General features: G+C 76.3%; 3 protein-coding genes. All 3 read left to right on the plus strand.

Translation table 11 applies throughout. The annotated features are described in order from the left end of the window. Window positions 1–12: 12 nt before the first annotated feature. The 3 genes from ACFQZ6_RS33170 to ACFQZ6_RS33180 all read left to right on the plus strand — a co-directional run bounded on the left by ACFQZ6_RS33170 (window position 13) and on the right by ACFQZ6_RS33180 (window position 14,565). Window positions 13–1,434 (plus strand): PfaD family polyunsaturated fatty acid/polyketide biosynthesis protein, encoded by a 1,422-nt coding sequence (locus tag ACFQZ6_RS33170; protein WP_381616886.1) that lies wholly within the window; start codon window positions 13–15, stop codon window positions 1,432–1,434. Then, window positions 1,431–2,297, plus strand: coding sequence for an ACP S-malonyltransferase (gene fabD, locus ACFQZ6_RS33175; RefSeq protein WP_381616889.1), 867 nt, complete (start codon window positions 1,431–1,433; stop codon window positions 2,295–2,297). Before ACFQZ6_RS33170 ends, fabD begins: the two co-directional genes overlap by 4 nt. A gap of 64 nt (window positions 2,298–2,361) precedes the next feature. Continuing rightward, window positions 2,362–14,565, plus strand: a complete 12,204-nt coding sequence (locus tag ACFQZ6_RS33180; RefSeq protein WP_381616892.1) for an SDR family NAD(P)-dependent oxidoreductase — start codon at window positions 2,362–2,364, stop codon at window positions 14,563–14,565. Window positions 14,566–14,567: the final 2 nt, after the last annotated feature.

Genomic DNA, 14,567 nt, shown 5'->3' on the forward strand with positions numbered 1-14,567 from the left:
TAAGGAGCAGGGATGACCACATCGCTCGCGCGGGCCGTCCACCCGGCCGACGGCCAGGACCGCGTCCGCGCCGAGGCACTGGGCAGCGCGGCGTTCCGCGCCGAGCACAACGTGCGGTACGCCTACGCTGCGGGCTCCATGTACAAGGCCGTCGCCTCCGAGGAGATGGTCATCCGCATGGGCCGGGCCGGGCTGCTGTCCTACTTCGGCACCGGCGGACTGCGCGCCGAGCGGGTCGTCTCCGCCATCCGCCGCTTCGAGCGGGAGATCGGCGACGGCCCCTACGGCCTCAACCTGCTGGCCTCGCACGAGAACCAGGCCAAGGAACAGGAACAGGTCCGCCTGTTCCTCGCGCACCGGGTGCGCCGGGTGGAGGCGGCGTCCTTCATCGTCCCCACCCGGCCGCTGGTCCAGTACCGGATCAGCGGCCTGCGCCGCGCCCGCGACGGCTCCGTGCACGTGCCGAACCGGGTCATGGCGAAGGTGTCCAGGCCCGAGGTCGCGCAGTACTTCCTCGACCCGCCGCCGCGCGCCCTGGTCGCGGAGCTGCTCGCCGAGGGCGCCGTCACCGCCGAGGAGGCCGCCCTCGCCGAACGGATCACCCTCGCCGACGACCTGTGCGCCGAGGCCGACTCCGGTGGCCACACCGACCAGCGCCAACTGGTCGTCCTGCTGCCCGACATGGTCCGGCAGCGGGACGCCGCGGGCCGCGCCTTCCCCCCGGCCGCGGCCGTCCGGGTCGGCGCCGCGGGCGGCCTCGGCGTACCCGAGGCGGTCGCCGCCGCGTTCGTGCTCGGCGCCGACTTCGCGCTCACCGGCAGCGTCAACCAGTGCACCGCCGAGTGCGGCACCAGCGACCGCGTGAAGGACATGCTCCAGCGGGCCGAGGTGCAGGACATGACCGTCGTCCCCGCCGGGGACATGCTGGAGACCGGCGCGAAGGCCCAGGTGCTGCGCCGCGGCCTGTTCTACCCGGCGCGCGCCAACAAGCTCTACGAGCTGTACCGCCGCCACGACTCCCTGGAAGACCTCGACGAGCAGACCGCCGACCAGCTCCAGCGCCGCTACTTCCGCCGCACCTTCGACCAGGTGTGGCAGGAGACCCGCGCCTACTACGCCCAGGCCAACCCCGAGTCGCTGGCCCTCGCGGAGCGGGACCCCAAGCACCGGATGCTGCTGGTCTTCAAGGCGTACTTCGTGCAGTCGATCCGGCTCGCCATGAGCGGCTCGGAGGAGCACCAGGTCGACTACCAGATCAACTGCGGCCCCGCCCTCGGCGCCCTCAACTCCCGGCTGCGCGGCACCCCGAGGGAGGACTGGCGCAACCGGCACGTCGACGAGATCGCCGACTGGCTGATGCGCGGCGCCGCGGACGTCCTCACCGACCGGCTGGCCCGCCTGACCGCCATGACCTCACCCGGGAGCGGAACATGACTGTCGCCCACGTCTTCGCCGGGCAGGGCTCCCAACGGGTCGGCATGGGGGCGGAACTGCTCGCCTCCTACCCCAACCTGGTCCGCCAGGCGGACGCCGCGCTCGGCTACTCCATCACCGACCTGTGCCTCAACGGACCCGCGGAACGCCTCGCGGACACCCGCTACACCCAGCCCGCCGTGTACGTCGTCGACGCCCTCGCCTACGTGGACGCCGTACGCACCACCGGGGTGATCCCCGACGTGGTCGCCGGACACAGCCTCGGGGAGTACGCCGCGCTCTTCGCCGCCGGTGCCTTCGACTTCCGCACCGGCCTGGAGATCGTCGCCCAGCGCGCCGCCCTCATGGCCGAGGCCGGGCCCGGCGCGATGGCCGCGGTGATCGGGCTGACCGAGTCCGAGGTGCGCGAGGCCCTGGACGCCGCCGACACCGACACCGACCTCGCCAACCTCAACGCCCCCGACCAGATCGTGATCTCCGGCACCCCGGAAGGGGTACGGCGGGTCTCCCGGGCGCTGGCACCGCGCGCCGACGCGGTCGTGCCGCTCACCGTCAGCGGCGCCTTCCACTCCCGGCACATGCGGCCCGCGGCCGAACGCCTCGACCGGTTCCTGGGGCAGTACGTCTTCGGACGGCTGAAGATCCCCGTCATCGCCAACGCGACCGCCCGCCCGTACGGCGACGGCGACATCCGCGACCTGCTCTGCCGTCAGCTGTGGTCCCCGGTCCGCTGGACCGACACCGTGCACCACCTGCTCACCCTCCCCGACTGCGAACTGCGGGAGATCGGCCCCGGCAACGTGCTCACCGGGCTGACCCGCAGGATCCGCGCCGCCCGGGAGGCCGCCGGAACCCGCGGCTGACGGGCCGCGCCAGCGACCGCAGGCCCCGGAACGCCGACCGACCCGACTGGAGGAACAACGGCGTATGCAGCCCCACGTCGTCGCGGGTGACTTCCGCGTCACACGACAGGACGTCCTGGACTTCGCCGAGGCCGGTGGGGACGCCAGCCCCCTGCACCTGGACGCGGCGTACGCCCGGCAGACCCCCTTCGGGCAACCGGTCGCCCACGGCGCCCTGTGCGTCCTGCACGCCCTCGCCCTGACCGAACCCCCGGCGGACGGCGGCCAGCGCCTGGCCTCCCTGCGGGCCCGCTTCCTCGGCCCCGTCTACGCCGACCAGCGCTACACCTGGCAGTCCGCGCCCGACGGCCCGCACGCCACCGTCCTGCGCCTGCTGGACGGCCGCCGCGCGCTCGCCGAGATCGACGTGCGCTACGACACCGGCCCCGTCCACCCCGCCCCGGACGACGCCACCCCGCCCCGCTTCACCGACGCCGCCGCCCGCACCCCCCTGGAGGACCTCGTCCCCGGCACCGGGGCGGGCACCCGCTACCGCCCCGACTGGCGGGCCCTCGGCCGCTTCACCGACGCCCGCGGCCTCACCCGCCGGGGCGTCGGACCCGAGCACGTCAGCGTGCTCGCCTGGGCCAGCCAGCTCGCCGGGATGGAGATCCCCGGCCGGGCCGCCCTGGTCAGCGGCATCGACGCCGACTTCACCGCCAGCGGCGGCGCGGGGCACGGGTTCACCGCGCGGGCCGTGCTCGCGGACGTCGACCCGCGCTACCGGTCCCTCCGGCTGACCGGCGACGTCACCGCCGGACACACCACCGCCCGCGTCGAGGTGCGCGCGTTCGCCCGCCGCGAGGCCGCCCCCTCCGACCCGGCACGGCTGCGCGCCCTGCTCGGGGACGCCCGGCCGCTGCGCGGCAGGACCGCCCTGGTGTGCGGCGGCAGCCGCGGCCTCGGCGCCGCCCTCGTCCAGGCGCTGGCCCTCGCCGGGGCCACCGTCCACGTCGCCTACCGCGACAGCACCGCCGAGACCGAGGCGCTGCTGGCCGCCCTCGGCCCCGACGCCGCCCGCGTCCACCCGCACCAGGGCGACGTGGGCGACCCCGCCTGGTGCGCCGGGCTGAGCCGGACCATCCGCGACCAGGACGGCCCCGTCGACCTGCTGGTCCTCAACGCCGGACCGCCCGCCCGCCCCATGGACCTCCACCCGGACACCGTGACCCGCTCCGGCGAACACGTCGCGGAGGCGCTGCGGCTCGTCCAGGCGCCCCTCGCCGCGTTCACCGCCGACCCGCCCACCGGGGGCGTCGTCGTCGCCGTCTCCTCCGCCTACGCACCCGCACCCCATCGCGGACTGTCCCACTACACCGCCGCGAAACGGGCGGTGGAGGGCCTGGTGGAGGCCGTCACCGTCGACCACCCCGGCCTCGCCGCGCTGCTCGTGCGGCCACCGCGGCTGGCGACCACCTTCGCCGACAGCATGACCGACGACACCGCACTCGCCGTCGAACCGGTCGCCGCCGCCGTCGTCCACCGGATCGCCACCGGAACCGACGCGGGCAGCACGGAAGTCCTCGACGAGTTCCCGCAGGAGCCACCGGCCGAGCCCACCGGCAGGTCCGGCACCCTCGCCGTCGCCGCCACCTTCACCACCGACCCCCTGCGCCAGCCGCTGGCCCACTGGACCGACCGCCTCGGCCTCGACCTGGCCGTGGACCTCACCTCCTACGGCCAGGTCTTCCAGGAACTCCTCGCCCCCGACAGCGCCTTCGCCACCAACCGGCGCGGCTGCAACGCCGTCCTGCTGCGCGCCGAGGACTGGCCGGAGGGCGCCGACGGGGAACGCACCGCCGACGAGTTCGCCGCCGCCGCCCGCGCCGCCGCCGAACGCTTCGCGGTGCCCCTGCTCATCGCGCTCTGCCCCGCCTCCCCGCCCGCCGCCGACCGGCGCGGCCCCGAACTGGCGGCGCTGGAGGACCGGGTACGGGGCGCGCTGGAGGGCGCCCGGGGCGTGCACCTCGTACGCCTTGAGGACCGCCGTGACGGCCACTGGGTGGCCGACCACCACGACGCCGCACGCGAGGAACACGCCTCCATCCCCTACACGCCCGAAGCCTGCACCGCCCTGGCCACGGCCGTCGTCCGGCACGTCCACGCGCTGCTCGGCAAGCCGTTCAAGGTGCTCGTCCTCGACTGCGACAACACCCTGTGGCGCGGCGTCGTCGGCGAGGACGGCCCCCGCGGCGTCCAGTTGGGCGAGGCCCACCGACGGCTCCAGGAGTGGGCGGTACGACGGCACGACGAGGGCGTGCTGATCTGCCTGGCCAGCAAGAACTCCGCCGAGGACGTCGAGGAGGTGTTCCGGCAGCGCCCGGAGATGCCGCTGCGGCCCGAGCACATCGCCGCCCGCCGCGTCGACTGGAACCCCAAACCGGCCAACATCGAGGCGCTCGCCGCCGAACTCGGCGTCGGCCTCGACTCCTTCGTCTTCCTCGACGACAACCCCGTGGAGGTCGCCGCCGTCCGCGCCGCGCAGCCCCGGGTGCTCGCCCTGCGGCTGCCCTGGGACGAGGCCGACTGGCCCGCGTTCCTCGCCCGGCTGTGGGCCTTCGACCGCGCCGAGGTCACCGACGAGGACCGCCGCCGCACCGCCATGTACCAGGCGTCCCGGCGCCGCGAGGAGGCCAAGGAGGCGGCCCCCTCGCTGGCCCGCTTCATCGAGGGCCTCGGCCTGCGCGTCGACGTCCACGAGGCCGACGAGACCGACCTCGCCCGCTTCGCCCAGCTCACCCAGCGCACCAACCAGTTCAACCTGGCCCCCCTCCGCCGCACCGAGTCCGACCTGCGCCGACTGCGGGCCGAGGGGGCCCGCTGCTGGGTGGCGGAGGTCCACGACCGGTTCGGCGACTACGGGCTGGTCGGCGCCGCCGTCACCCGCGAACGGGACGGCGACGTCCTGCTCGACACCTTCCTGCTGAGCTGCCGCGTCCTCGGGCGGGGCGTGGAGCACGCCTTCCTCGCCGCCGTCGCCCGCGCCGTCACGGCCACGGACGGCCCCGCGCACCTGAGGGCCGAGCACCGGCCCACGGACCGCAACGCCCCGGCGCGCGCCTTCTTCCACACCGCGATGGGCGAACCCGAACCCGGCCCGGACGCCCAGGTCTTCCGGGCCAGCCTCACCGACCTCGCCGCCCTGGTCTTCCAGCCCGACGAGGGCGCCGCGGCCGAGGCGCCGGACCCGGACGCGCCCCGCCCCGCCCCCCAGCCCGGCGGCAGCGCGGCCGGTGACGCCGCCCGGCGCGAGACCCTCGCGCTGCTCGCGGACGAACTCACCGACCCGGCGGCACTGCACCAGGCCGTCACCGGCGAGACGGCCCCGCCGACCGCCCCCGCACCCGCGGCCCGGGAGACGGCCACCGGTGGCACGGGCGACGCCTTCGACGCCGTACGCACGGTCGTCGCACGGCTGAAGCGACTGCCCGCGGCCGGGCTGACACCGGACACCACGCTGGAGTCCCTGCGGCTGGAGTCGCTGGAGATCGTGGACGCGACCGTCGCCCTGGAGAAGACCTTCGGACGGCTCCCGAAGACGCTGTTCTTCGAACACCGCACCCTCGGCACGCTCGCCGCCGCGCTGGCACCACCCACCCGGGAACCCGTGACCGAAGTGCGGGAACGGCAGCCCGAGCCCCAGCCCGCGCCGCCGCCCGCCGACCCCGGCCCCGGCCCGTCCGACGGCATCGCCGTGGTCGGCATCGCGGGCCGCTACCCCGGCGCCCGCGACACCGCCGAGCTGTGGGAGAACCTCAAGGCGGGCGCCGAGTCCCTCGGCGACGTCGCCGAGCGCTGGCACCGGCGCGACGTCGTCGACCCGCGCGGCGGACCCGACCGCACCTACACCTCCGCGGGCGGACTCCTCGACGGCGTCGACGAGTTCGACGCCCAGTTCTTCCACCTCGCGCCCAGCGAGGCCGAGACCATGGACCCCCAGCAGCGGCTCTTCCTCCAGGCCGCCCACCACGCCCTGGAGGACGCCGGGCACACCGCCGCCGACCTCGGCCGCGACGTCGGCGTCTACGTCGCCTCGATGGGCCCCGACTACGCCGTCCTCAGCGCCAACGCCGCCCTCGACGGGCACAGCAGGTACCCCAACAGCGACCTCTACCAACTCGCCAACCGGGTCTCGTACTTCATGGACTTCACCGGTCCGAGCGTCGCGGTCGACACCGCCTGCTCCGGCTCCGGGGTCGCCCTCCAGCTCGCCGTCGACGCGCTGCGCGCGGGCACCGTCTCCGCCGCCCTCGCGGGCGGCGTGAACCTGATCCTGCACCCCGCCCGGCGCATCCAGTACGCCCAGCTCGGCATGTTGTCGCGGACCGGCCGGTGCCACCCCTTCGGCGCCGACGCGGACGGCATGGTCACCAGCGAGGGCGTCGGCGCCGTGCTGCTGCGCCCGCTGCGCGACGCCCTCGCGGACGGCGACCACGTCTACGGCGTCATCCGGGCCGTCGGCACCAACAGCGACGGACGCACCAACGGCTTCACCGTGCCCAGCCCCCAGGCGCAGGCCGACCTCATCGCACGGACCCTGCGCCGGGCCGGGGTCGAACCCGCGCAGATCGGCTACGTCGAGGCGCACGGCACCGGCACCCCGCTGGGCGACCCCATCGAGATCCGCGGCCTGGGCAAGGCGTTCGGCCCCGGGAACGGCCCGGCGACCGTCCCCGTCGGCAGCGTCAAGGGCAACATCGGGCACACCGAGGCGGCGGCGGCCCTCGCCGGGCTCACCAAGGTGCTCCTGCAACTGCGGCACCGCACGCTCGTGCCGTCCCTGCACTCCGCGCGCCTCAACCCCGACATCGACTTCGACGCCACGCCCTTCCACGTGCAGCAGGACACCGCCGCCTGGCCCGCCGCCCCGGCCGGAGCGCCCCGCCGGGCCTGCCTCAGCTCCTTCGGCGCGGGCGGCGTCAACGTCCACCTGGTCGTCGAGGAGGCCCCCGAGCGGCCTACGCCACCGCAGACGTCCGCCGCGCCCGAGCTGGTCGTGCTCTCGGCGCGGGACGAGGACCGCCTGCGCGAGTCCTGCGCCCGGCTCGCCGCCCACCTGCGCACGGCGGCCGGGCCGCGGCCCGGCCTCCGCGACATCGCCTTCACCCTGCGCGAGGGCCGCGAGGCCCACCCCACCCGGCTCGCCCTCGTCGTCGACGGCCTCGACGAACTCGCCGCACGCCTGGAGGAGATCACCGCGCACGACGGCCCCCTCGCGGAGGCGGTCCGCGGTGTCGACGGCGCCCTCACCGGCCGCGCCGACGACGACACCCGCCTCGGGGACGTCTTCGACGGCACCCCGGCCGCCACCGAGGTCCTCCGCACCCTCGCCGCCCACGGTGAGCTGACCAAGCTGGCCCGGCTGTGGTGCCAGGGCGCCCGGCTCGACTGGGCCGACATCCTGCCGACGCGGGACGGACGGCGGGTGTCCCTGCCGGGCTACCCGTTCGCCCGCGTCCGGCACTGGCTGCCCGTGACCGAGGAGCCGCAGGCGCCTTCAGAGACCGCGGCCGAACTCCACGTCCCCGACTGGACGCCCGCCACCCCGGCCGGGACCGACGCTGCCGGTGCGGCCGTCGTCGTCGTGGGCGGCACGCCCGCCTGGGCGGGGACGGCGGACCACGTCCGGGAGCTGACCGGGATCAACCCGGAGGCCGGACGGCGGCTGGTCGTCGTGGACCGGCGCGGTCTGGACGGCCCGCGCGGACCGCTGCCCCGGGCCCTGGACGAGGCGCCCGACGCCCTGCACGCCCTCGCCCGGCTCGGTGCCGTGACCTACGTGAACCTCACCCGCCCCGACCACGACGACCCGGCGGCGGCGCTGGCGTCCGGCTTCGGGCGGGCCCTGGAGCACGAGGTGCCGGGCTTCCGCTCGGTGCGCCTGGAGGTCGCGGAGGACGCGCCGGAACCCGGCCTCGCCCAGGTGCTGTCCGCGCTGGACACCCCCGAGGGACGGCTCACCGGCGACGGCCTCCTCGCCCGCGCCTGGCGGCAGGCCCCCAAGTCCCCAGCCGGACCCGCGCCGTTCCGGCGCGGCGGCCACTACGTCATCACCGGCGGCCGGGGCGGCGTCGGCCGCCTGCTCACCGCCCACCTCGTCGAACGCCACGGGGCCCGCGTCACCTGGGTGAGCCGCTCCACCGCGCCCGCCAGCTCCGACCCGGCCGTGCACGAGGTGCGGGCCGACGTGGCCGACCCGGCCGCCCTCGCCGCCGCGCTGGCCGACGCGCGCCGGGTCCACGGCCCCGTCCACGGCGTCATCCACGCCGCGGGCGTCCTGGACGACGGCCCGGCCCGCTCCCGCACCGCCGACCAGGTGCGTGCCGTCCTCGCGCCGAAGGCGGTCGGCTGCGTCGCCCTCGACGAGGCGACCGCCGACGACCCGCTGGACTTCTTCGTCCTGATGTCGTCCTACGTCGGCACCCTCGGCAACGCCGGACAGACGTCGTACTGCGCCGCGAACCGCTTCCTGGACGCCTACGCCGAGCGGCGCGCGCGCCTGGTGGCGGCGGGGCAGCGGTCCGGGACGTCCGTGTCGATCGCCTGGCCGCTGTGGCGGGACGGCGGGATGCGGATGCCGGACGCGGTGCGCCGACTCACCGAGACCACGCTCGGCCTCGTCCCCATCGGCACCCCGGCCGCCCTCGCCGCCCTGGAGGCCGCGCTCCGCCTCGGCCGCCCCCGCGTCCTCGTCGGCCACGGCGACCAGCGGCGCATCGGCGCGGCACTCGCACCCGCGCCGGTCGCCGAACGCCGGGCCCCCGAGGCGCCGGGCACCGACCTGCGCGCACTGCTGCGCGCGGAGGCCGCCAGGCTGCTCAAGGTGCCCGTGGCGCAGCTCGGCGACACGGCCGAGTTCGGTGACCTCGGCTTCAACTCCATGCTGTTCACCGACTTCGCCAACCGCCTCAACGAACTGCTGGGCCTGACGCTCACGCCCGTGGTCTTCTACCAGCACTCGACGATCGCCGCGCTGACCGCCGCGTTGGGGGACACGCCGGTACCGGTGGCCCCACAGACGGACGAGGCCCCGACCGTCACCCTGCCTCCCGCTGGCGTTCCGGCTCCCGCGCCCGTTCCCACTCCCGCCCCCGCTCCGGTTCCCGGTGGGACCATGCCCCCGGTCGCCGTCATCGGCATGGCGGGGCGGCTGCCGGGGTCCCCGGACCTCGCGGCGTACTGGCGGCACCTGGTCGAGGGGCACGACCTGGTCGGACCCGGCCCGGTGGAGCGCTTCGGCGACCCGGCGCCCACCGGGGGCTTCCTCGACGACGTGCTCGCCTTCGACGCCGAGTTCTTCGCCGTGTCCCCGCGCGAGGCGAGCCTGATGGACCCCCAGCAGCGGCTATTCCTGGAGGCGGGCTGGCAGGCCGTCGAGAACGCGGCCATCCGGCCGTCCTCCCTCGCGGGCAGCCGTACCGGCGTCTTCGTCGGCGCGACCCTCTCCGACTACGCCGACCTGCTGGGCCGGACGGGCGAGCGGGTGGCCGCCCACAGCATCACCGGCCACGTGCAGAGCGTCATCGCCAACCGGCTGTCGTACCTGCTGGACCTGCGCGGGCCCAGCGAGGTCGTCGACACCGCCTGCTCCAGCTCCCTCACCGCGCTGCACCGGGCGCTCGCCGCGCTGGAGGCGGGGGAGTGCGACCTCGCCCTCGCCGGTGGCGTGAACGCCCTGTTCAACCCGCGCTGGTTCGACTCGCTCGGGCAGGCGGGCATGTTGTCGCCCACCGGCCGCTGCTGGACGTTCGACGAGCGCGCCGACGGGTTCGTGCGCGGCGAGGGCGTCGGCGTCGTCGTCCTCAAACCGCTGGACCGGGCGCTCGCGGACGGGGACCCGGTGCGCGCCGTCATCCGCGGCAGCGCCGTCAACCACGGCGGGCGCGCCCACTCGCTCACCGCGCCCCGCCCCGAGGCCCAGGCCGAGGTCGTGACCGCCGCCCTGGAGCGCGCCGGGGCCGACCCGCGCGGGGTGTCGTACGTGGAGACGCACGGCACCGGCACCAAGCTGGGCGACCCCATCGAGATCGCCGGACTGACCACCGCCTTCGAACGGCTCGGCGCGACCGCCGACGCCCCCTGGTGCCACCTGGGCGCGGTCAAGTCGAACATCGGGCACCTGGAGTCCGCCGCCGGGATCGCCGCCCTGCTGAAGGTGCTGCTGGCCATGGAGCACCGCACCCTGCCGCCGAACCCCGTCGGTGAGCGCGCCAACCCGCACCTGCGGCTCGACGGCGGCCCGTTCCGGATACTGCGCGAGGCGCGGCCGTGGCGACCCGTGGACGCCGGGGGAGCGCCGATGCCGCTGCGCGCCGGGATCAGCGCCTTCGGGTTCGGCGGGGCCAACGCCCACGTCGTCGTCGAGGAGGCGCCGCAGCCGCCGCCCGCCGCCGGGAGCGCCGCGCCGGTCGACGGGCGGGCGTCCGCGCTGGTGCTGTCGGCGCCGGACCACACCCGGCTGCGGGCCTACGCGACCCTGCTCAGGGACGAACTGCGGCGACGGCCCGCCGAGTTCGCCGACCTCGCGCACACCTCCGGGGTGGTGCAGGAGCCGTTGTCCGCGCGGCTGGCCGTGGTCGCCGCCTCGGCCGACGAGGCCGTCGCCGCGCTCGACGCCTACCTCGCGGGACGGGCGGCCCCCGGGCTGGTGACGGACGCCGCCGCGCCCGCGCCGTCCACCGGGCCCGTGGAGTCGGACCTCGCCCGGCGCTGGGCCGGTGGGGAGTCCGTGACCTGGCCGGTCGCACCGGGGCGGCGCCGCGTGCCGTTCCCCGCCCGGCCGTTCGACCACTCCACGGAGTACGGCCCCAAGGCGGCGGAGACACCGGCTCCCGAGGGGAACCTGCGCCTCCTGCGCCCCGTCTGGACCCCCGAGGCCCTCGGGCAGCCGCAGCGGTCACCCCGGAGCGTCCTCGTCCTGGCCGGTGCGGAGGCCGGTGCCGGGCTGCTGGAGGAGGTCGCCGGGCTCGCGACGCCCACCGTGGTCGTCCTGCGCGAACCGTCCCCCGTGCCGCTGCCGAGCGCCCGCACCCTCGAAGCTGACCTCGGCGACCGGGACGCCACCCTGCGCGTCCTGCGCCAGGAACTGACCGCCCACGAGCCGTTCGACCTGGTCGTCGACCTCGTGGACGCCTTCGCGGCCCCCGGCGCCCCGCCCCGCCACGAGGGCCGACTCGCGCTGCTCCAGGAGCTGGCGGCACGGGCCCGCCGCCACCCGGTCACCGTGGTCCACCCGCGCCCCTCGGCCGCGTCCCGCCCCGCCGCAGCGGGCGACGCCGTCCTCACCGCCGCCCGCGTCGCCGGATGCGTCCGTGCCGTCGGCGCGGAGTACGCCGCCGTCACCGCCGTCACGGTCGAGTACGACGCCCTGCCCGCCGCCGGTCTGCCGGGCCCCCTGGCGCTGGCCGCCGCCGAGTACGCCGCCGGGACCGGCAGCGCCGAGGTCCGCTACGCCCACGGCACCCGCGAGGTCAGGACGACGGGGACGGCGCCCTCCGGGACGCCCGGCGGTCCCGGTCACCTCGGCACGGTCACCGTCACCGCGCACCGGCCCTACCTCGTCACCGGCGGCACCGGCGGCCTCGGCCTCGCCGCCGCCGAACTGCTCGTGGCGAGGGGCGCCCGGCGGATCGCGCTCACCGGACGCCGGGCCCTGCCGCCCCGCGCGCAGTGGGCCCAGGCCACCCCGGACGACTGGTGGGCCCCGTGCGCGGCGGCCGTCACGCGGATGGAGGCGGCCGGGGCCGAGGTCCTGGTCGGCCACGGCACCCCCGGGCGGCTCCCCGCCTTCCTCGACGAGGTGCGCGCCCGCTTCGGCCCCCCGGCCGGGGTGCTGCACTGCGCGGGCGCGGTGTCGCCCACGCCCGCCTTCGTGCACAAGCCGCCGCACGAGTTCGACACCACCTGGGAACCCAAGGGCCCCGCCCTGTCCGCGCTCGCCGGGGCGCTCGGCGACGACGCGCCCGACTTCGTCGTCCTCTACTCCTCCCTCTCCGCCTGGCTGCCCGAACTCGCCGTCGGGCTCAGCGACTACGCCGCCGCCAACGCCGCCCTGGACGACTACGCCGCCTTCGCCGCCGCCCACGCCCGGCGCCGCGGCACCGCCACCCGCTGGCTCTCCCTCGCCTGGGGAAGCTGGTCCGGCATCGGCATGGGCGAGGTGGTCACCCCCCGCTACGGCGAACTCGGCTTCACCGCCCTGCGCCCCGAGGACGGCCTCACCCTGCTCGACGCGGCGCTGGCGACCGCGGGGGACGTCAACCTGGCGGCCGTCGCGACGGTGACCGCCACGCCGGTGGTGACCGCCACGCCGACGGTGGCCGCCGCGCCGGTGGTGGCCGCCGCGCCGGTGGTGGCCGCCGCGCCGGTGGCGGTCACCGCCCCGCCCGCCGCGACCCCGGAGGCCGCCCCCATGGAGCAGCAGCACGACACCGCCCGGCTCGCCGAGCGCTGCGCCGCGCACCTCACCGGCGTCCTCGCCGACGTCACGGACCTGGACCGGCAGCGCATCGCCCCCGACCGCCCGTTCGCGGACCTCGGCGTGGACTCCATCCTCATCGCCAGCATCGTCGTACGGCTGGAAGAGGTCACCGGCACGGCCCTGGACCCCTCGGTGATCCTGGAGCACCCGACCGTCGACCGCCTCGCCCGCCACCTGACGCTGACGTACCCGGAGGGCCTGGGCCGCTGGGCGGGCGACCAGCCGCGGACCACGGCCGAGGCGAGGCCCGCGGCCCCCGCGCCCGCGCCGGAACCCGCCCCCGCCCCGGAACCCGCCCCGGCGACGACCCCGCTGGCGGTCATCGGCATGGCCGGACGCTTCCCCGGCGCCCCCGACACCGCCGCCTTCTGGGAACTGCTCCGCGACGGCCGCTCCGGCGTCCGCGAGGTGCCCCGCGGCCGGTGGGACGTCGCCAGCCTCTACTCGCCCGAGTACGCGCCCGGCATGAGCATCAGCAAGTGGGGCGGCTACCTCGACGGCATCGAGGAGTTCGACCCCGCCTACTTCGGCATCCCCGAGGACGACGCCGCCCACATGGACCCCCTGATCCGGCTCTTCCTCGAAGCCGCCGAGACGGCCATCGCGGACGCCGGGTACCGCGGCGAGGAGCTGAACGGACGGCCCGTGGGCGTCTTCGTCGGCTCCGGGACCAGCACCTACGGCACCCGCGTCACCGTGCCCGGGCGGGCCACGGCGACCGGCCTCAACCAGAACTTCATCGCCGCCCACCTGGCCCACCTGCACGACCTGCGCGGCCCCAACCTCACCGTGGACACCGCGTGTTCGTCCTCGCTGTCCAGCCTCCACCTGGCCCGGCAGTCCCTGCTGCTCGGGGAGTGCGAGATGGCGATCGTCGGCGGCGCCGACCTGCTCCTCGACGAGACGCCCTACCTGTCGCTCAGCGCCGCCCGCGCCCTGTCACCCGACGGCACCTGCCACGTCTTCGACGCCGCCGCCAACGGGTTCGTGCCCGGCGAGGGCGTGGGCGCCGTCCTCGTCAAGCCGCTGGACGCCGCGCTGCGCGACGGGGACCGCGTCCTCGCGGTGATCGAGTCGACGGCCATGAACAACGACGGCCGCACCATGGGCCTCACCACCCCGAACCCCGACGCCCAGCAGGACGTCGTCCGCGAGGCCCTGCGCCGCGCGGGCGCCGACCCGGCGAGCGTCTCCTACGTCGAGGCGCACGGCACCGGCACGATGATCGGCGACCCGATGGAACTGCGCTCCCTCACGCACGTGTTCGGCGCGGCCACGGACGAGCGCCAGTTCTGCGCCGTCGGCAGCGTGAAGTCCAACGTCGGCCACCTGCTGATGGCGGCGGGCATGGCCGGACTCCAGAAGATCGTGCTGTCCCTCCAGCACCGGCAGCTCCCGCCCACCCTGCACTGCGAACGCCCCAACCCCCGGTTCGCCTTCGAGACCTCACCGTTCCGCGTCCAGGACCGGCTCACGTCCTGGCAGCCCCGGCACGGGGTGCGGCGCGCCGGGCTCAGCGCCTTCGGCTTCGGCGGCACCAACTGCCACGTCGTCCTCCGCGAGGCCCCCGACACCGACCGGACGGCCGTACGGACCCCGCTGCCCGCGCCGGTGTTCCAACGGCGCCGGTACTGGCTCGACCGCCCCCGCCCGGCGGACCGCTCCCACCCGGCGGACCGTCCCCGCCCGGCGGACCTCCCGCCCACCCGGCCGACCCGTCCACTGCTCGAGCTGGAGGAACTGATCTAGCC

Origin of the sequence: Streptomyces flavalbus (genome assembly GCF_042674625.1) — a bacterium.
In the GTDB taxonomy this organism is placed as follows: Bacteria; Actinomycetota; Actinomycetes; order Streptomycetales; family Streptomycetaceae; genus Streptomyces; species Streptomyces flavalbus.